Source organism: Phyllobacterium sp. 22229 (genome assembly GCF_052056495.1).
Taxonomy (GTDB): Bacteria; Pseudomonadota; Alphaproteobacteria; order Rhizobiales; family Rhizobiaceae; genus Phyllobacterium; species Phyllobacterium myrsinacearum.
This window is the reverse complement of record NZ_JBQEPA010000006.1, coordinates 61,423-79,714: the sequence shown is the minus strand read 5'-3', so window position 1 is coordinate 79,714 and position 18,292 is coordinate 61,423. Positions and strand designations below refer to the sequence as shown.

18 protein-coding genes are annotated in these 18,292 nt (G+C 57.0%); 10 read left to right on the top strand and 8 right to left on the bottom strand.

All coding sequences use genetic code 11. The features are described from left to right. Positions 1-8: 8 nt before the first annotated feature. Entirely contained in the window at positions 9-710 is a 702-nt protein-coding gene (locus ACTJJ7_RS09075) for a Tim44/TimA family putative adaptor protein (protein WP_105734608.1), read from the bottom strand. 188 nt (positions 711-898) lie between these two features. Between ACTJJ7_RS09075 and ACTJJ7_RS09070 the strand changes: the two genes are divergently transcribed. Next, positions 899-1,378: an FxsA family protein gene (locus ACTJJ7_RS09070; RefSeq protein ID WP_440966662.1), complete on the top strand. Its 480-nt coding sequence runs from the start codon at positions 899-901 to the stop codon at positions 1,376-1,378. Positions 1,379-1,494: 116 nt separating this feature from the next. Beyond that, positions 1,495-2,001 carry a protein-export chaperone SecB gene (gene secB / locus ACTJJ7_RS09065; RefSeq protein WP_091879362.1) on the top strand — a complete coding sequence of 169 codons (507 nt, stop codon included), beginning with the start codon at positions 1,495-1,497 and terminating at the stop codon, positions 1,999-2,001. Between the two features lie 63 nt (positions 2,002-2,064). Here secB and dnaQ read toward each other — a convergent pair whose 3' ends face one another. The 5 genes from dnaQ to ACTJJ7_RS09040 form a co-directional block, all read right to left on the bottom strand. Next, the gene (gene dnaQ, locus ACTJJ7_RS09060; RefSeq protein ID WP_130271339.1) at positions 2,065-2,775 is read right to left on the bottom strand and encodes a DNA polymerase III subunit epsilon; all 711 of its coding nucleotides are present in this window, start codon (positions 2,773-2,775) and stop codon (positions 2,065-2,067) included. An 80-nt stretch (positions 2,776-2,855) separates the two neighbouring features. Next, positions 2,856-3,440, bottom strand: coding sequence for a dephospho-CoA kinase (coaE, locus tag ACTJJ7_RS09055; RefSeq protein WP_440966659.1), 585 nt, complete (start codon positions 3,438-3,440; stop codon positions 2,856-2,858). Beyond that, positions 3,437-4,282 (bottom strand): shikimate dehydrogenase, encoded by an 846-nt coding sequence (locus tag ACTJJ7_RS09050; protein ID WP_440966657.1) that lies wholly within the window; start codon positions 4,280-4,282, stop codon positions 3,437-3,439. The genes coaE and ACTJJ7_RS09050 overlap by 4 nt, the downstream gene beginning before the upstream one ends. Continuing rightward, positions 4,275-4,868: a Maf-like protein gene (locus ACTJJ7_RS09045; protein WP_105734142.1), complete on the bottom strand. Its 594-nt coding sequence runs from the start codon at positions 4,866-4,868 to the stop codon at positions 4,275-4,277. The genes ACTJJ7_RS09050 and ACTJJ7_RS09045 overlap by 8 nt, the downstream gene beginning before the upstream one ends. A 16-nt stretch (positions 4,869-4,884) precedes the next feature. After that, positions 4,885-5,718, bottom strand: coding sequence for a pyruvate, water dikinase regulatory protein (locus tag ACTJJ7_RS09040; RefSeq protein WP_105734609.1), 834 nt, complete (start codon positions 5,716-5,718; stop codon positions 4,885-4,887). Between the two features lie 413 nt (positions 5,719-6,131). Between ACTJJ7_RS09040 and hemE the strand changes: the two genes are divergently transcribed. From hemE to rho, 3 genes are all read left to right on the top strand, one after another. Next, positions 6,132-7,163 (top strand): uroporphyrinogen decarboxylase, encoded by a 1,032-nt coding sequence (gene hemE, locus ACTJJ7_RS09035; RefSeq protein WP_440966654.1) that lies wholly within the window; start codon positions 6,132-6,134, stop codon positions 7,161-7,163. A 24-nt stretch (positions 7,164-7,187) separates the two neighbouring features. After that, positions 7,188-7,727, top strand: coding sequence for a protoporphyrinogen oxidase HemJ (hemJ, locus tag ACTJJ7_RS09030; protein WP_440966653.1), 540 nt, complete (start codon positions 7,188-7,190; stop codon positions 7,725-7,727). Positions 7,728-7,924: 197 nt separating this feature from the next. After that, entirely contained in the window at positions 7,925-9,190 is a 1,266-nt protein-coding gene (gene rho, locus ACTJJ7_RS09025; protein WP_091879370.1) for a transcription termination factor Rho, read from the top strand. A 5-nt stretch (positions 9,191-9,195) separates the two neighbouring features. Here the strand turns inward: rho and ACTJJ7_RS09020 are convergent, their stop codons facing one another. Continuing rightward, the gene (locus ACTJJ7_RS09020; protein WP_440966650.1) at positions 9,196-11,205 is read right to left on the bottom strand and encodes a thioredoxin domain-containing protein; all 2,010 of its coding nucleotides are present in this window, start codon (positions 11,203-11,205) and stop codon (positions 9,196-9,198) included. 75 nt (positions 11,206-11,280) lie between these two features. Between ACTJJ7_RS09020 and mnmE the strand changes: the two genes are divergently transcribed. The 5 genes from mnmE to ACTJJ7_RS08995 all read left to right on the top strand — a co-directional run bounded on the left by mnmE (position 11,281) and on the right by ACTJJ7_RS08995 (position 17,036). After that, positions 11,281-12,615, top strand: coding sequence for a tRNA uridine-5-carboxymethylaminomethyl(34) synthesis GTPase MnmE (gene mnmE / locus ACTJJ7_RS09015; protein WP_440966648.1), 1,335 nt, complete (start codon positions 11,281-11,283; stop codon positions 12,613-12,615). Positions 12,616-12,757: 142 nt separating this feature from the next. After that, positions 12,758-14,626 (top strand): tRNA uridine-5-carboxymethylaminomethyl(34) synthesis enzyme MnmG, encoded by a 1,869-nt coding sequence (gene mnmG, locus ACTJJ7_RS09010; RefSeq protein WP_440966646.1) that lies wholly within the window; start codon positions 12,758-12,760, stop codon positions 14,624-14,626. Continuing rightward, entirely contained in the window at positions 14,623-15,267 is a 645-nt protein-coding gene (gene rsmG / locus ACTJJ7_RS09005; protein ID WP_440966644.1) for a 16S rRNA (guanine(527)-N(7))-methyltransferase RsmG, read from the top strand. Before mnmG ends, rsmG begins: the two co-directional genes overlap by 4 nt. Before the next feature lie 51 nt (positions 15,268-15,318). After that, on the top strand, positions 15,319-16,113 hold the full coding sequence (locus ACTJJ7_RS09000) for a ParA family protein (RefSeq protein ID WP_105734148.1): 795 nt from the start codon (positions 15,319-15,321) through the stop codon (positions 16,111-16,113). A gap of 38 nt (positions 16,114-16,151) precedes the next feature. Then, positions 16,152-17,036: a ParB/RepB/Spo0J family partition protein gene (locus ACTJJ7_RS08995; protein WP_130271589.1), complete on the top strand. Its 885-nt coding sequence runs from the start codon at positions 16,152-16,154 to the stop codon at positions 17,034-17,036. A gap of 79 nt (positions 17,037-17,115) precedes the next feature. On the opposite strand, the gene holA is transcribed toward ACTJJ7_RS08995, so the two are convergent. Then, positions 17,116-18,165: a DNA polymerase III subunit delta gene (gene holA, locus ACTJJ7_RS08990; protein ID WP_440966642.1), complete on the bottom strand. Its 1,050-nt coding sequence runs from the start codon at positions 18,163-18,165 to the stop codon at positions 17,116-17,118. Positions 18,166-18,292: the final 127 nt, after the last annotated feature.

Genomic DNA, 18,292 nt, shown 5'->3' with positions numbered 1-18,292 from the left:
CGGGAGAATCAATCTTCGGCTTCGGTCGCCACGAGTTTCCAGTTCGGATCCTTCGAGCGGGTATCCCGCGCATAGGTCCAGACATCCTTGACTTCAGCCACCGCTTCCTTGTCGCCGTCGATCACGTTGCCGTCCTTGTCAAGGGTCGCAGAAATAAGCTCACTGACAACCCGCACCGTCACGTGCGCTTCCGTGCCCTTCATTTCAGCGCCGGTGATCTCGGCCTTGTTGATGCCGACAAACGAGGACTGCACTTTTTCACCGCGCGATTCGCGGTCGGCGATCGCCGAAACGAAACCATCGAACACTTCGCGGGACAGGAGCGACTTGAGCGTCTTGCGATCACCGTCGGCGAAGGACATGACAATCATCTCATAGGCCATCTTCGAGCCTTCGAGAAACTTCGCCGGATCGAATGCCGGATCGGCGTTCTGGATGGCACGAAGGCCTTCGTTCAGCGGCGTGCCGGGTGTTGCCAGTGCGTCCACCTTTTCAAATTGGTTTTCCTTTGGCTCGCCGCGCCGCGGAAGCGACACGACATTGTCGCCAGGTTTGGCCTTGTCTTCGACCTCGGCCGTACGCGATGATGCGTATGGATTGAATGGCGGACGCTCGTTGCCGGTGCGGCGACCAAGCACCTTGCGCAGCTGCAGAAAGATCACCACTGCTGCCACGAAGAAGAAAATCGTTCCGAAGTCCAGATATTCCATGTCGCCTGCCATTCATCCCTAAATTCAGTCGGCCGTTGATTGTACGGCCATCGCGCTTTTGTCCAATTACCAAAACATATAGATTGCTGAAGGCAATCATACAAATGCTCATGTTCATCCCTATATAGGCATGAAATTGACGCCGGGTATGGATTATAACCGGATATGTCCTTCGAAAGGTAAATTAGTTGCGATCCTCTCTTGTGCCCCTGTTTCTGCTTGCGCTGCCGTTTCTTGAAATTGCCGGCTTCATTGTGGTCGGCAGCAAGATTGGCGTCATGGCGACCCTTGGCCTGATCATCCTGTCGATGTTTCTCGGCGTTTTCCTGCTGCGCCTGCAGGGATTTGGCATCCTGCAGAAAATCCGCTCGGAAACCGCAGCCGGCCGGACGCCGAGCCGCGAACTCGTGCACGGCGTGATGCTGTTCTTCGCCGCGTTCCTGTTGATCGTCCCCGGCTTCATCACGGATGTTATCGGCCTGCTCTTGTTCATACCCGCCATTCGCGACATTGGCTGGCGTTTTGTCCGCAGCCGCGTGGTCGTGGTCAATCCTGCAGCAACGGGCCGGGGCCGGCCGGAGCGCGCCGCTGACCGCATCATTGAACTCGACCCGGAGGATTACACCAGAAAATCCGACCCCAACTCGCCGTGGAGCCCGAAAGAATAGTCTGCCTGCATCAGGATAAGGCCTCCCGGCTTGCCTCGCTGGGACTCTCATGCTAGCCAGCCATCATTCATTCGATAACCGCCGAAGCGGACGCAACGAGAGAAGGTTTCCAGACAATGGCTCAAAAGCCTGATGAAAAAGCCGAAAACGGCAATGAAGCGACCAATGGCAATGGGAGCGTCCAGCAGCAGACACTGAACATTCTTGCTCAGTACGTGAAGGATCTGTCCTTCGAAAGCCCCGGCGCGCCTCTGTCGCTGCGTCCGCGCGACAAGGCTCCCGGCATCAGCATCAATGTGAATGTCAATGCCAATCCGATTGCCGAGAACGATTTCGACGTCGTTCTGACCCTCACGGCCCGTGCCGGCGAAGGCAAGGAAGTGCTGTTCAATGCCGAACTCGTCTATGGCGGCGTTTTCCGTCTGGAAGGTTTCCCACAGGAACATCTCCTGCCGCTGCTTTTCATCGAGTGCCCGCGCCTGCTCTTCCCGTTCGCGCGCCAGATCATTGCCGAAGCAACCCGCAATGGCGGCTTCCCGCCGCTGATGATCGACCCGATCGATTTTGCTCAGATGTTCCAGCAGCGCATGGCCGAAGAACAAGCCAAGTCGATGGTCAGCTAAGCCAAGGCTTCGACGAGATAGCAAAAACCCGGGTTCGACCCGGGTTTTTTATTGCCGCGATTTTCATTCTGCGGCGGCTATCCGTTCATTCCAGATCGCTTTCTCACCAATCTTCTCGACCAGCTTGTCATGTGCCTGCTTTTCCGAATCAGTGAGGCGGGACGGCAGCGGCACCGCGCGGCGGGCAATGACGACGACCGTTTCCGTATTGGCGGATTGCTTGTTGTCCGACTGTTCGGCCACCGTCAGGCCAAGCGCTGCCTGCTTTCCGCCGATCAATTCGATGTAAACTTCCGCCAGCAACTGCGAATCGAGCAGCGCGCCGTGCATCGTGCGGTGGCTGTTGTCGATGCCGTAACGGCGGCACAGGGCATCCAGGGAGTTTGGTCCCATCGGATGTTTGCGGCGGGCAAGCGCCAGCGTATCGATAACCCGGTCATTGCTGATGGGAGGATGCCCGAGCCTGTTCAGCTCGGCATTGATAAACCCCATATCGAACGTGGCGTTGTGGGCAATCAGCTTTGCCCCGTCGATGAATTCGAGAAAGCGGTCGACGATGCCGGCAAAGACCGGCTCATCCTTCAGACGATCATTGCTGATGCCGTGCACGGCAAGCGCGTCCGGATGAACCTGCTTGCCAGCCGGATTGATGAAAACATGAAATGTGTTGCCGGTCGGGAAACGATTGACCAGTTCCACACCACCGATTTCGATGATGCGATCGTCCAGCCGGTCCAGGCCTGTTGTTTCCGTATCGAATATGATCTCGCGCATGGAATCATCCTTTGACCCAAATTTCACGAATCGGCCAGCCCGCGCAAGGCCGCAGCGGCGGTTTCCCCGCTTTCCGCCAGTCAGGAATCCGTGAGAATCCGGATTATCGCGTTGATCTCGGTCCGCGTCGCGTCAAAGGTCTGGTCTGTGTTGACGACAAAATCGGCACGCGCGCGTTTCTCCGCGTCGGGTGTCTGGCGCCGGAGGATCGCCTCCAGTTTTTCAGGAGTCATGTCGGCCCTGGCCAGTACCCGCTTTTTCTGAACTTCCGCCGGTGCGCTGACAACAAGAATCTTGTCCACCCGCTTGTCTCCGCCGGTCTCGAACAACAGCGGAATATCGATAACGGCAAGCTTGGCACCTTGGGATTCGGCGCCATCACGGAAGGCGTTCTCCTCGGAACGAACCAGGGGGTGGATAATCGCTTCAAGCTTTCGAAGCGCCTCAGGATTGCCAATGACAGCGGCCGAGAGCCTGGCGCGATCCACCACGCCATCATCTGTCGTTCCAGGAAAAGCTGCTTCGATCAAAGGCGCTGCCGCTCCGGAATATAGCCGGTGAACCGTTTCATCGGCGGAATAGACGGGAATACCCGCATCCATAAACATCTGCGCCGCGGTTGATTTACCCATGCCGATCGATCCGGTGAGACCCAGCACGATCATTTTGCTTTCTCCGCCGCCATATCGGCCAGAACCAGATTTCGCAACTCTGCCGTTACATCAGGCCGTTTACCGAACCAGTGTTCGAAGCCTGGCACGGCCTGATGCAGCAGCATGCCCAGCCCATCAGCCGTTTGAAGACCGCGGGAGCGCGCCGCGCGCAAAAGCGGCGTTTCCAGCGGTACATAGACAATATCGGTCACCAGCGCATCCGAATCAGCCCCGGTCAGGTCGATCACAAGCTCATCCTTGCCTGACATGCCAAGCGATGTGGTGTTCACAATCAGCGACGCGCCCTTCAGCAGTTCCGGCAGGGCGTCCCATCCATGCGCTCCACCAGCGATGCCGAACCGGTCTGCCAGTTCCTGCGCCCGCGCAATGGTTCGATTGACGATCCTGATATCGGTGAAGCCGCGCTGTTTCAGCGCAAACACCACCGCCCGGCTTGCCCCGCCGGCACCCAGCACCAAAGCGCTCCTGCGCTCACTCCAGCCGGGGCTCAGCGCATCCAGATTTGCCAGGAACCCGTAAGCATCCGTATTGCCGCCATGCAGAATGCCATTCTCGAACCAGAGCGTGTTGACCGCACCGATTTCGTCGGCAGCCGAATCCCGCTGCCCGCACAGGGAAAAGGCCATCTCCTTGTGGGGGATGGTGACATTGCCGCCGACAAATCCAGTGTCCTGCAAAGCACGGATGAACCCTTCAAAAGCGTCCGGTGCAACTTCGACCGCCCGGTAGGAGCCATCCAACCCGAATTGCCTGAGCCAGTAGCCATGAATCAGCGGCGAGCGCGAATGGCGGATCGGATAACCCGTTACGAAAGCGCTGGGATGATCAGCCATCAATCGCTCCCTCCCGGCGCAGTTCATTCAGCAATGGCAATAAGGGAAGGCCGACAATGGTGAAATAATCTCCATCCACCTTCTCGAACAGCTGAACGCCCTCGCCCTCATATTGGTAGGCGCCGACACTTTGCAGAGCGATGGTACCAACCCGCGCCAGGTGGCGTCCGATGAAGGCCGGATCGAGATCACGCAATGTCATGCGCGCCACCGAAACGTGCCGCCACACTGTCTGCCCGCCCTTGACCAGAACAATCGCGCTGTTCAGGTGATGGGTTTGGCCGGAAAGCCTGAGCAGTTGCCGTCGCGCAGCCTCCATATCGGCGGGTTTGTGCAAAACCTCGTCGCCGAGCGACAGGGTTTGATCCGAACCGATGACCAATGCATCCGGATAGCGCTCGCTGACATCGAGTGCCTTTGCTTCCGCCAGGACAAGCGCGACATCTTCCGGCGTGGCACCGCTCTTATAGAGAGGCGCTTCCACCGCCCGCTCATCAATATTGGCCGACTGGGCGGTAAAGGCGACGCCGGCATTTTTCAGAAGCGTGGCGCGGAATGGACTTTTGGAAGCAAGAATAATCTGCATTTGTCTTCTTCTCCGATCAGCGATGCGGTTCCCGTCCCTGGGAACGCAGGGCAAGAACCGCCGCTGCAGTTTCTTCAATGGAACGGCGGGACACATCTATCATAGGCCAATTATAGCGGTGGCAAATCTGCCGCGCATAGGAAAGCTCCTCAATGATATTTGCCCGGTCGAGATAGTGATCCGTATCGAAACCCGGCGTTGCTCCGAGAATGCGATGCTGGCGCACCTGCGAGATTCGCTCCGCCGAGGCAATCAGGCCCACGATCAGCGGCCTTTCCGCATGGATGATCACATCGGCAATGGGCACACCGGGAACAATGGGCACATTGGCCGTCTTGATACCGCGATTGGCGAGGTAAATGCTTGTCGGCGTTTTCGAGGTCCGCGAAATGCCGATCAGAATGACATCCGCCTCTTCGATATCGAGCGGCAGCTGGCCGTCATCATGCTCCATGGTGAAATTCAGCGCATCGATACGGCGGAAATATTCCGCGTTGAGCACATGCTGGGCCCCAACTCGCCGTCCCGCCGGGGCACCGAGATAGGACTGGAATACACTGAGGACCGGTTCGAGAACGGATACGCAGGGAACGCCAATCGTCGCACAGCTTTCATCGATCATTGCCGCAAGCCGTTTGTCCACGATGGTATAAAGGACAATGCCGGGTTCCGCATCAATACCCTCCAGCACCTTCTTGATCTGCTTTTCCGTGCGAATGAGCGGATAGACATGTTCGATGGCACGCGCATGCACATATTGCGCCGCGGCGGCGCGGCCCGCTGCCAGGAGAGTCTCTCCGGTCGCATCAGAAATCATGTGAAGATGGAAGTAGTTGACCGGCTTTGTCACAGAAAACTCCACACCCTGTTGATGACTGGGGAGAATTCTCCCGGTTTTGAACAAGCAATGGCAGCCATGTGAATCATTGGCAAGTCATCCACAGCGAGCCCACTTGTGGATGACTCTCCAAGCCATTGCTGTGATCTGGGGATTGTTGCGACTCTTCGTCCATTGTTCCACGGATTTCCACACAGAAATCCACAGATGGATATGACTTAATATACTGATAATGAATAATATTTCACTTTATTACCGTATTCTGCGAGTTTTGCATTATGGTTTTCCCTGCTTTATACCGCAGCAGTTGCCTGTGGGAAAAAGTTGGCAATCTGGTAATTCCCGATACAAACAGACTCTTAGAATCAGAAAATCAGAAAATATCCAATTTTCTTTTTTGTAAGACAAAGCTGGAGAGAGACGGAATGGTCCGCAAAGTGATGAAAGTCCTTAGAGGCGAGACAGTTTTTCCGCCTCCCATCTGGATGATGCGCCAGGCTGGGCGCTACCTCCCGGAATACCGGGAAGTCAGGAAGAATGCCGGAAGTTTTCTGGATCTGTGTTATTCTCCCGATCTGGCCGTCGAAGTGACGCTGCAGCCAATCCACCGCTTCGGTTTTGATGCGGCAATCCTGTTTTCGGACATTCTCGTCGTGCCGCATGCGCTTGGCCGTGATCTGCGCTTTGAAGAGGGCAGAGGCCCTTTGATGACACCGATTGACGCGGAAGGCATTTTCTGGCTGGAGCCCAATGGGGCTGTGGAACGCCTGGAGCCTGTCTACGAGACGGTTCGGCTGCTGCGGCATCAACTGCCACAGGAAACCACCCTGCTTGGCTTCTGTGGCGCTCCATGGACCGTGGCGACCTATATGATCGCTGGTCATGGAACGCCGGACCAGGCCCCGGCCCGCCTCTTCGCCTATCGCTATCCGGACGCCTTCCAGAAACTGCTGGACGAACTTGCCGATGTTTCGGCGGAATATCTGATCCGGCAGATCGATGCTGGTGCTGATGCGGTGCAGATTTTTGATTCCTGGTCGGGTGTTCTGGACGAAGCCTGCTTCGAGCGGTTCTGTATCGCGCCCGTGGCCAGGATCGTCAAAAAGGTGCGCGCATCGCATCCGGATGTCCCGATCATCGGTTTCCCCAAAGGGGCCGGAGCGCTTTATGTAAATTATCGCGAGCGTACCGGGGTGACAGCCTTGGGCCTCGACTGGACAGTGCCGCTGTCGCTGGCGTCTTCACTTCAAGGCGGAGGGGCAATCCAAGGCAATCTGGATCCCTTACGGGTTGTTGCCGGCGGCCGGGCGCTGGATGAAGGCGTGGATGCCATTCTCGATGGTCTGGGTCATGGCCCGCTGATCTTCAATCTCGGCCATGGCATTACCCCCGATGCTCCGGTCTCCCATGTGGAGCAGATGGTTGCACGGGTCCGGCAGGCCACGGCCGGAAACTGACGCATTGAAAACTGGGGATTGATGATGAGCAGCAACCAGACGCCGGTTCAAAATTCAAACAAGACGGCATCGACGGCAAGGGCTGCCGGTATTGTTCTTGCACTGGTTGTTGTGACCCTGGTCTATCTCTATCCCAACAACGCCTATCTCTGGGTGAAGGCCTTGCATGTGGTTGCCGTCATCTCCTGGATGGCGGGCATGCTCTATCTGCCGCGGCTGTTCATCTATCATTGCGCCGCCGAGAAAGGGTCCGTCCAATCGGAGACCTTCAAGGTGATGGAGCGCCGGCTGCTCAAGGCCATCATCAATCCGGCAATGATGGTGACATGGGCTGCCGGACTTTGGCTCGCGTGGCGAACAGCGGCCTATATGGACGGCTGGTTTCACGTGAAATTTCTGGCTGTCCTGATCCTTTCCGGCATTCACGGCTACTTTTCCAAGGCAGTGCGCATGTTTGCCGAGGACAGAAATGAAAAACCTGCCCGCTTCTGGCGGATGATGAATGAAGTGCCGACGGTTCTGATGATCATTATTGTGATCATGGTCATCATAAAGCCATTTTGACTCATCATTTTATTTTCTGCCTGATATCAATACCACTCATGAAACCCCTTGCCCTTGCAGTCGTGATTGGCTAGATAGGGGCTCTTCTCTGGAAATACCGCCATAGCGATCTTCAGCCATTCATACATGGCACTGCATTCCGGCATCGTCATTTCCCTTCCCCATTTCAAACCTATAAAATTAAGAGTTCCGCACACATGCAGGAAATGAAACTACAAGAACTCAAGAACAAGACGCCGGTTGATCTTCTGGCGTTTGCTGAAACACTGGAAGTCGAAAACGCCAGTGTCATGCGCAAACAGGAACTGATGTTTGCGATCTTGAAGAAACTGGCCTCCCAGGATGTCGAAATTATCGGCGAAGGCGTGGTCGAGATATTGCAGGATGGCTTCGGCTTCATGCGTTCTGCCAATGCAAACTATCTCCCGGGCCCGGACGACATCTATATCTCTCCATCGCAAATCCGGCGGTTTTCGCTGAAAACCGGTGATACCGTCGAAGGTCCGATCCGCGGGCCCAAGGAAGGTGAGCGCTATTTCGCCCTTCTCAAGGTCAACACCATCAACTTCGAAGACCCGGAAAAAATCCGTCACAAGATCCACTTCGACAATCTGACACCGCTCTATCCAAACGAGCGTTTCAAGATGGAGCTGGAAAATCCGACCACCAAGGATTTGTCGGCCCGCGTCATCGATCTGGTAGCACCCCTCGGTAAAGGCCAGCGCGGTCTCATCGTCGCTCCGCCCCGTACCGGTAAAACTGTTCTTCTCCAGAATATTGCCCACTCCATCACCGCCAATCATCCAGAATGCTATCTGATCGTTCTTCTGATCGACGAACGTCCGGAAGAAGTCACGGATATGCAGCGTTCCGTGAAGGGTGAAGTGGTTTCCTCCACATTCGACGAGCCGGCTTCCCGCCACGTTCAGGTGGCTGAAATGGTCATCGAGAAGGCGAAGCGCCTGGTCGAACATGGCCGCGATGTGGTTATCTTGCTCGATTCCATCACCCGCCTTGGCCGCGCCTACAACACCGTGGTTCCATCATCCGGCAAGGTTCTGACCGGTGGTGTCGACGCCAACGCGCTTCAGCGTCCCAAGCGTTTCTTCGGTGCGGCCCGCAACATCGAGGAAGGCGGATCGCTGACGATCATTGCGACGGCTCTTATCGATACGGGCAGCCGCATGGACGAAGTGATCTTTGAAGAATTCAAGGGTACGGGCAATTCGGAAATCGTGCTCGACCGCAAGGTTGCCGACAAGCGCATCTTCCCGTCCATGGATATTCTGAAATCCGGCACGCGCAAGGAAGACCTGCTCGTACCGCGTCAGGATCTGCAGAAGATTTTCGTCCTGCGCCGTATCCTGGCTCCAATGGGCACGACGGATGCGATCGAGTTCCTTATCGACAAGCTGAAGCAGACCAAGACCAATGGCGAATTCTTCGATTCGATGAATACGTAACAGTCCTAGGATTGCGGTTTGAGCAGCGCTTCCAGCGCCTCGGCCGTTTCCACAGGCGCCAGACACACGAACCCGCGGCAGAGGTAGGCCGCGGGTTTTTTTATGGCGATTTCTCCGCCACCGGGCACCAGCTCGATTGTGGTGTTTTCGCTAAACTCCATCCAGATATCGGTACGGCGCGGGTCCGGATGCTGGTTCGCAAGACGCAGGAGCGGGTGGCTTTTGTCTGGGGTGACCAGGACAAGCTTCATGGGTTCCAGAAGCAGACTTGCGTTGTTGAGAACACCGGCTTGGCCGTAGCGTTGTTCAAGCACGCGCCCGAGTGCGTTTTCGGCGAGTTCCTCGGCCCGCTGCTGCAATGTGTAGTCCGATGTTGCGGTCGCCAGACGCGCAATGGCTTCGATGATTTGCCCGGTGGCACTCGGTATGGCCTCGTCCTGATCGCCGCGCACGCGGATGATCACATCAGTGCTGTCGATGGCACTGAGAGCATGATTGCCATCTTCCGTAAGATGCCAGCGGTCGAGAGCCTGAAGCCAAAGAGCCGCATCGCCGAGAAACGCTTTGTCCTGCGTCGCTTCGAAAAGGGAGATCGCCGCATTGATCATCGATGCATAATCCGATGACAAGCAGGGAAAGAGACGGGATTGTTCCAGAACGGAATGGGGCAGACGCCCTTCGACCATCGATTCGGATATGGAACGATATGAGCCCAGAGCCAGATCCAGCCAGTCCCTGCGTTCGAACGAGCGGGCCGCTTCGGCAAGCGCGCGGATCATCAGTCCGTTCCAGTCCGTGAGCGATTTGTCATCGCGATGCGGATGAATGCGGCTTCCGCGGCGGTCGAAAAGTATCTGCCGGGCTTTTGCCAGATGCGCTTCAGTGGCCGCATCCGATGAGCCGGACGAGGTCAGGCGATTGAGGATGGTTTTGCCTTCCCAGTTTCCTTCCGCCGTGACATCGTAAACCGCGCGAAAGATTTCAAAGTCAGGCGTTGCCGGAATTTCATCTGCGGACCAAACGTAGAACCTGCCCTCTTCGCCCTCGCTGTCCGCATCCAAGCTTGACGCAAAGCGCTGGCCGTTCGCCAGCATCTCGCGCTTCAGCCAACCAACGGTCTCTTCGATTCGCATGCGGAACAATTCATCTTTGGTTTCTGCATAGGCGTAAGTGGCGTGCCGTATGAACTGGGCGTTGTCGTAAAGCATCTTTTCGAAGTGCGGAACAAGCCAGCGATCGTCAACGGAATACCGGGATAGCCCGCCGCCGAGATGATCGTAGATGCCGCCCTGCAGCATCGTTCGCAGGCTCTTGAGAAAGGCATCGCGGTGCTGGATAGCGCCGTTGCGCAGCCAGGAAAGCCAGAGTGCATCCATGAAAGGCGCATTCGGGAATTTGGGAGCGCCGGTCAGACCGCCTTTCTGCAGGTCGATCATGCCGGATATGTTGGCGGAAAACTGATCAAAGATGTGTTTGTCCAGCGCTGCCGGGCCCGCCTGGGCATCAAGACGGGCGCTGACGTGGCTGGTCAGGGCGTCGACGTTCTGAATGACGCGCGCATGGTCTTCACGCCACGCCCTGTCGATTGACCGCAACACGTCAATAAAACCCGGCCGGCCATAGCGCGCGTTCTTGGGAAAGTAAGTCCCGCCCCAGAACGGTTTTGCATCCGGCGTAAGAAACATGGTCAGCGGCCAGCCGCCCTGCTCCCCCATCGCCCCCAGCGCTGCCATGTAGATCTGGTCAATGTCAGGCCGTTCTTCCCTGTCGACCTTGATATTGACGTAGTGGGCATTCATCAGGTCGGCAACGTCGGTATCTTCGAAGCATTCGTGCGCCATGACGTGGCACCAGTGACAGGCGGCGTAGCCAACAGAAAGCAGAATCGGTTTGCCCGTATCGCGCGCCTCCGCCAGCGCAAGTTTTCCCCATGGCCGCCAGTGCACCGGATTGCCGGCGTGCTGCCTGAGATAGGGACTGGACTCGTTTCCAAGGAGATTGGCTTGTTGATACATTGGATTGCTCTGCTCTTCCCGAATGCCGGTATGAGGGTTATCAAGGTCATCCAGTGTAGCCGCGGATAATTGCAAATGAAACAAAACCAGAATTTCAGCGAGACTATTTTTGCCCTGTCCAGCGGGCGGCTTCCGTCCGGTGTTGGCGTCATCCGCATATCCGGGCCCCAGACTCGATTCGTTATCGAAACAATTTGCGGTAACCTCCCGGTTCCTCGTCAGGCTGAACTACGGACATTCCGCGATGCGCTCGGCAATCCGGTAGATCGCGGGCTCCTGCTGTTTTTTCCCAATCCATATAGCTTTACCGGCGAAGATTGCGGTGAGTTTCACCTGCATGGCGGCCGCGCGGTAGTCGATGCAATGATCTCGCTTCTCTATACCTTTGACAATTGCCGCCTGGCTGAACCCGGCGAATTCACGCGGCGCGCCTTTGCCAATGGAAAGTTCGATCTCACGGTGGCGGAAGGCCTTGCCGATCTGATAGCGGCGGAAACCGATGGTCAGCGCCGCCTCGCTTTGCAGATCGCTTCCGGTTCGCAAGTGCGGCTCTATTCGTCCTGGCGTAGCGAGATGATCCGTGCGCGGGCGCTGATAGAAGCGGAGCTGGATTTCGCCGATGAATCGGATGTGCCGGGTTCCGTATCGGATCAGGTCTGGATAGCAATGCGCGATCTCGCGGAGAGGATCGAGCAGCACGTTGCCGATGGCAAACGCGGAGCGATTGTGCGCGACGGCTTTCGTGTCGTGATTGTCGGCGCACCGAACGCTGGTAAATCAAGCCTGCTGAACGCCTTGGCAGGAACCGATGTGGCGATCGTTTCCGATGAGCCGGGAACGACACGCGACCTGATCGAGATCAAACTCGATCTGGGAGGATTGCCGGTTCTTTTTACGGATACGGCGGGTCTCCGGGAAACCGAAGGCCGGGTGGAGCAGATCGGTATTGAGCGCGCACTCGATCGCGCCCATGCTGCGGATCTGGTACTACTGCTGACGGATATGGCGAACCCGCTTCCGGCGCCGTTCATTGAACTTGGCGCGATCGATACCCTGCATATTGGGACGAAGCTGGATGCTGCCGGGATGACCACGTCCCGGAGCTATGATCTGACCGTTTCAATCCGTTCAGGCGAAGGCATGGATGATCTGATGGGAAGCCTACGATCCAGGGCCGAACGTGCAGCCGGGAATCTTACGGACCCCCTCCCCACACGCCGGCGCCATATGGAGTTGCTCGGCGAAACAAGCCGGGAAATCAATCACGCCGTGAATGATCAGACCGCGCCGCTGGAGGTTCGGGCGGAATATCTGCGCCGGGCTTCCCACGCCTTGGGTCGAATTACCGGAGACGTGGATGTTGAGGATATTCTTGATGTGGTATTCTCACAGTTCTGTATAGGCAAATGATTCACGTGAAACATTGAAACTATAACGATGACGGACGCGCGTGAATTGTTTCACGTGAAACATTGTTGTTTGACTCACACTTGACTCACAGCGCCGATTTGCCCATCAAGACAAAGAATTCGAATCTCTGAAAGTTTGGCTCGTGGAAGACAATTTTGACGTCATCATTATCGGTGGTGGGCACGCCGGCTGTGAAGCAGCTGCGGCCTCTGCACGTTATGGCGCGCGCACAGCGCTGGTGACGCACAAGGCGGATACGATTGGTGTCATGTCCTGCAACCCCGCCATAGGCGGACTGGGCAAGGGTCACCTTGTCCGGGAAATCGATGCGCTCGATGGCCTGATGGGTCGCGTTGCCGATGCCGCCGGTATTCAGTTCCGGCTTTTGAACCGGCGCAAGGGCCCGGCCGTTCGCGGTCCGCGCACGCAGGCAGACCGGAAGCTCTACAGGCTGGCAATGCAAGCAGCGATTGCGGAACAACGGAATCTGACGGTTGTTGAAGGCGGTGCCAACGATCTGGTTATTCGCGATGGACAGATTGCGGGCGTCCAACTGATGGATGGCAGCGTTTTCACCTGTGGTGCGGTTGTCCTGACGACGGGAACATTTCTTCGCGGCTTGATTCATATTGGTGAAAAGAAGATACCAGCCGGGCGAATGGGCGAGGCCCCTGCCCTCGGTCTGTCGGATACCCTGACGCGGCATGCATTCGCCTTGGGCCGGTTGAAAACCGGCACACCGCCACGGCTGGACGGCCGCACGATCGATTGGAAGGCGCTCGATGTTCAATCCGCGGACGAGGAACCATTGCCGTTCTCACTGATGACGGATGTCATTACCAACCCGCAGATTGACTGCGGGATTACGCGCACAACTCCGGAATCGCATGCCATTATCCGGGCCAACCTGCACCGCTCCGCCATGTATTCCGGCTCCATTGAAGGTATCGGCCCGCGTTACTGCCCGTCTGTGGAAGACAAAATCGTCAAGTTTGGCGACAGGGATGGCCACCAGATATTCCTAGAGCCTGAGGGTTTGGATGATCATACGGTCTATCCCAATGGGATATCCACATCCCTGCCCGAGGACGTGCAGCTGGACATCCTCAAGACCATCCCCGGTCTCGAGCGCGCGACCATGCTGCAGCCGGGATATGCCATCGAATATGACTTTATCGACCCGCGCGAACTGGATCGAAGCCTGCAGACGCGGCGTATCAGCGGCCTGTTTCTCGCCGGGCAGATCAATGGAACGACGGGATATGAGGAGGCGGCGGCGCAAGGTCTACTAGCGGGGCTGAATGCGGCGCGGCTCTCTGGCGGCGGTGAACCTGTGATCATTCATCGAACCGAAGCCTATATTGGGGTGATGACTGATGATCTGACGTCGCGGGGGGTGAGCGAACCCTATCGCATGTTCACGTCGCGGGCGGAGTTCCGGCTTTCCCTGCGGGCAGACAATGCCGACGAACGCTTGACGCCGATGGCGGACCGATTGGGAATACTGGGTTCGGATCGCCGGAATCGCTTCGCGATACGGACGGATCAGTTGGATGCGGCGCGTCATCTGGCAAGGCGCTTGACCATCACACCCAATGCCGCAGCGGCCATGAATCTGCATCTCAATCAGGACGGTGTTCGCCGTTCAGCCTACGAACTGCTTGCCTTTCCTGAGATCGACCTGGCGCGTTTGCGATCGATCTGGCCGGAGCTGGCTGGTATTAACGGCCGCGTGGCTGAAGCTTTGGAGATCGAAGCGCAGTATGCGGTTTATCTCGAGCGGCAGAAGGCCGATGTTGCCGCGATGGAACGCGAAGAAGCGTTGCTCATTCCACAGGGTATCGATTTCTCCAGCGTTTCCGGCCTGTCCAATGAGTTGAAGCAGAAGCTCAAACAGCGCCAGCCGCGATCCATAGCGGAGGCCCAGCGCATCGATGGCATGACGCCGGCCGCGCTTGCCCTCATTATCACCCAGATCCGTCGGAACATTGTCGCGAGAGACGTGGCGTGAGCGATTGGCGGGAGAAAAAACTGCGCGGGGTTATCCCCAATGTTTCACGTGAAACAGTCAAGAACCTTATTGACTTCGAAGATCTGTTTCGAAAGTGGTCAAAGGCGATCAATCTCGCCTCCCCTGCCACGCTGGATGAGTTGTGGGAACGGCACATTATCGACAGCGTCCAGCTCCGCCCGCTTATGCCGGAGGCCAAGCGCTGGCTTGATCTCGGTTCCGGCGGTGGTTTCCCGGGGGTTGTTCTGGCTATTCTCCTGAAGGAAACGGCGGATGCGGCGATTGATCTCGTCGAGAGTAATGGCAAGAAGGCTGCCTTTTTGCGGACGGCCTTGGGACAGTTTCACACCCCTGGCGTGGTGCATCCGGTGCGAATTGATGCGGTTTGGTCGAAAATTGCCACACCAGACGTGATTACCGCCCGTGCACTCGCTCCGTTGAAGGAGCTTTTTGCGCTGACCGAACCCTGGTTGACGAGCGGCGCAACGGCACTTTTCCAAAAAGGCCGGGATTATCGCCGCGAGATTGAGGAAAGCCGTGACGGCTGGTCATTTGATCTGGTACAACATGCCAGTGTGGTCGATGTTGAGTCGGTGGTGTTGCAGATCAGCAATGTGCGGCGCAACCCAGCGGCGAAATAGGCCATTTTCGATTTTATCGCCGATAGTGATGGTTTGCTCGGGAAAACAGTGATGAACAGTCAGACTCGTATCATTACCATAGCCAATCAGAAAGGTGGTGTGGGGAAGACCACAACTGCCATCAATCTGGCCACGGCGCTTGCAGCCATTGGCGAGAATGTGCTGATTGTCGATCTCGATCCCCAAGGCAATGCCAGCACCGGATTGGGTATCGATCGCAAAAATCGCGAATTGTCGTCCTATGATGTTCTGATGCAAACCGCTTCTGTAGATGAGGCCGCCATTGCGACGGCGGTTCCCAATCTGTCACTGATTCCGTCGACACTCGATCTTCTGGGGGTTGAGATGGAAATTGCCGGGTCCGCTGACCGGGCGACGCGGTTGCGCAAGGCCTTTCGCGGTGACAATGCGGCATCGCCCTTTACCTATATTCTGATTGATTGCCCGCCTTCGCTCAATCTCCTGACCATGAACGCCATGGCTGCAGCCGATTCCGTACTCGTGCCGTTGCAGTGCGAGTTTTTCGCACTGGAAGGGTTGAGTCAGTTGCTTGAAACCGTCAATCAGGTGCGGACAGCGCTCAATCCGGCCTTGAACATTCAAGGTATTGTGCTGACCATGTTCGATGGCCGAAACAATCTGGCAACCCAGGTTGTTGACGATGTTCGCTCATTCATGGGCGATAAGGTTTACCGTACCGTGATCCCGCGCAATGTGCGCGTGTCGGAAGCGCCTTCCTATGGCACGCCGGCCATTCTGTACGACCTCAAATGTGCGGGTAGTCAGGCCTATCTGCAGCTTGCATCGGAAGTTATTCAAAGGGAGCGGCATTTGCGTGCCGCTTGATCGATTCGAATACGAAACATTTATGAGAGCCTATGACAATGAATGAAGATCCGTCAAAAAAGCGCCTCGGTCGAGGTCTTGCTGCGCTCATTGGAGAGATGGACCGTCTGCCGGAAGAAAATGTTCCTCCGCGCATCGCCACTTTGGATCGTCAGGTTCCCATAGAATTTGTTACGCGCAATCCGCGCAATCCGCGGCGCCTGTTCACGGAAGCCGATCTGGAGGATTTGACCCAGTCGATCCGTGAACATGGTATTGTTCAGCCTGTTGTGGTTCGCCCGGCCAAGGATTCTTCGGATCGTTACGAGCTGATTGCCGGCGAACGGCGCTGGCGTGCAGCGCAGCGCGCTGGTCTGACCACCGTCCCCGTGATCATTCGCGAAGTCGATGACCGGGTCGCGCTTGAGCTGGCGATCATCGAGAACGTTCAGCGCGCCGATCTCAATCCGATTGAAGAAGGCATGGGTTATCAGCAACTGATCGACGATCATGATTATACGCAGGCGGATCTGGCGCAGGTTATCGGCAAGAGCCGAAGCCATGTGGCCAATACGCTGCGGTTGCTGAAACTGCCGGAAACGGTTCGCGACCACATCACGAATGGCGCCCTGTCGGCGGGACATGCGCGCACGCTGATCACCGCGGAACATCCTGATGTCCTGGCCGAGCGGATCATTCGTGACGGCCTGTCTGTTCGTCAAGCCGAAGCGCTGGCCCAGGGTGGCGGCAAACCGGCCGCTCCGAAAGTCAAGGCGGACAATGATGAAAACAAGGACGCGGATACCCGGGCACTGGAAAAACTGCTGTCGGATGTGACCGGCATGCGCGTAACGGTCAATCATCAGGCCAGGGGAGGCGACGTGCGTATTCATTACGCAACGCTGGAACAGCTGGATGAGATCTGCCGCCGTCTGCAAAGCTGAGTTGGAAGCAGTAACCCCTTTGAATTCAAGCTGTTAGCACATTCTCAGGTCTCGTAACGGCAGCCGTTGCGGGCGTTACCTAACGGCCGCTCCGCCCTGCCCGGGCGGCTTCTGCAGCCAGAGCAATCAGTGACTGACGAATGATTGGAATGGATAGTGTCGCGTTACGGCGGCTTTCCAGCACGGTTTTCTGCAACCGCTCTATGGCGCGGGCGCAGCTTTGCGTTGTCCAGCGCTGCAATGCCGTTTCCACCAGCCGCCGGCGCGCGAAAAACACCGGCGGACGCGCGGATGCCACGGCCGAGCCAGCATTCTTGCCCTCGCTCTCCATGCCGTAACGCAGGTTTTGCAATGTCTGGAACTGGCGTATGGCGGAATTCAGAATCAGAAAACTTGACGACCCGGAGCCGATAACCCGATCGAACGCATGGGTGAAATCGGTCAGATTGCCCGTCATCATGGCGTCGACAATCGTCTCGTAAGAGGTCGCGCTGACATCGCCGATGATATCGCGGACATCCTCGATGGTTACCCGTTCGCGGCCGTGGGCGTAGAGGCAGATTTTCTCGAGCTCGGAACGCGTGGCGAGCCGGTCGCCGCCAAGGCTTTCTTTCAGCAGATTGCGGGCGTCCAGCGCGATCTGCAGCCCGTTGCGGGCAAGCATGTCATCGATGGTTGCATCGATGCCCTTGGCATCGTCGCTGTAGCAAGGCAAGGCCATGGCGCTTGCGCTCTGCTCGACAATGCCGCGCAGGCCTGCGCCTTTCTTCAGGTCGCCCGCCTCGATCAGGATGAAGGTGTCGACGGGGGGCGATTTGGTCAGATGTGTTACGGCATCGGCCAAGCCCTTTTGGCCGGCTGCGTTACGCACCCAGATCAGCCGTTCGCCGCCAAACATGGAAATGGTGTTGGCCTCATCGGACAGCCGTCCAGGCTCTGCCTGAACCTCATCGGCATCGAGGCGTATGACGGCAAAGGGATCGTCCTGGGCGAGCCCGGTCAGTTTGATGAAGGTAGCGGCCCGTTCGCTTACCAGGCCTTTGTCGGGGCCGTACAGCAGTACAATCGGATAAGCCCTGTCGAGCCTTTTCAGGAAGGAATCAACCTCGTGTGCTTTCTTCTGTGCCATAAGGAAAGGGTTTAGCGCATTGAACGCGGATTGCAATTGCGGGCTGCAGACGGGCTGCCGCAAACAGGTGTTGCTAGCGTTCTGAAGAGGGTAAAAGTTCTGGAGATCGCAAAGTACCGGATCCGGA

Bases quoted from the DNA above. Each gene is read 5' to 3' on its own strand.
- ACTJJ7_RS09075 (WP_105734608.1), bottom strand. From the start codon at position 710: ATGGAATATCTGGACTTCGGAACGATTTTCTTCTTCGTGGCAGCAGTG.
- secB (WP_091879362.1), top strand. From the start codon at position 1,495: ATGGCTCAAAAGCCTGATGAAAAAGCCGAAAACGGCAATGAAGCGACC.
- dnaQ (WP_130271339.1), bottom strand. From the start codon at position 2,775: ATGCGCGAGATCATATTCGATACGGAAACAACAGGCCTGGACCGGCTG.
- coaE (WP_440966659.1), bottom strand. From the start codon at position 3,440: ATGATCGTGCTGGGTCTCACCGGATCGATCGGCATGGGTAAATCAACC.
- ACTJJ7_RS09050 (WP_440966657.1), bottom strand. From the start codon at position 4,282: ATGGCTGATCATCCCAGCGCTTTCGTAACGGGTTATCCGATCCGCCAT.
- ACTJJ7_RS09045 (WP_105734142.1), bottom strand. From the start codon at position 4,868: ATGCAGATTATTCTTGCTTCCAAAAGTCCATTCCGCGCCACGCTTCTG.
- hemE (WP_440966654.1), top strand. From the start codon at position 6,132: ATGGTCCGCAAAGTGATGAAAGTCCTTAGAGGCGAGACAGTTTTTCCG.
- hemJ (WP_440966653.1), top strand. From the start codon at position 7,188: ATGAGCAGCAACCAGACGCCGGTTCAAAATTCAAACAAGACGGCATCG.
- rho (WP_091879370.1), top strand. From the start codon at position 7,925: ATGCAGGAAATGAAACTACAAGAACTCAAGAACAAGACGCCGGTTGAT.
- ACTJJ7_RS09020 (WP_440966650.1), bottom strand. From the start codon at position 11,205: ATGTATCAACAAGCCAATCTCCTTGGAAACGAGTCCAGTCCCTATCTC.
- mnmE (WP_440966648.1), top strand. From the start codon at position 11,281: ATGAAACAAAACCAGAATTTCAGCGAGACTATTTTTGCCCTGTCCAGC.
- ACTJJ7_RS09000 (WP_105734148.1), top strand. From the start codon at position 15,319: ATGAACAGTCAGACTCGTATCATTACCATAGCCAATCAGAAAGGTGGT.
- ACTJJ7_RS08995 (WP_130271589.1), top strand. From the start codon at position 16,152: ATGAATGAAGATCCGTCAAAAAAGCGCCTCGGTCGAGGTCTTGCTGCG.
- holA (WP_440966642.1), bottom strand. From the start codon at position 18,165: ATGGCACAGAAGAAAGCACACGAGGTTGATTCCTTCCTGAAAAGGCTC.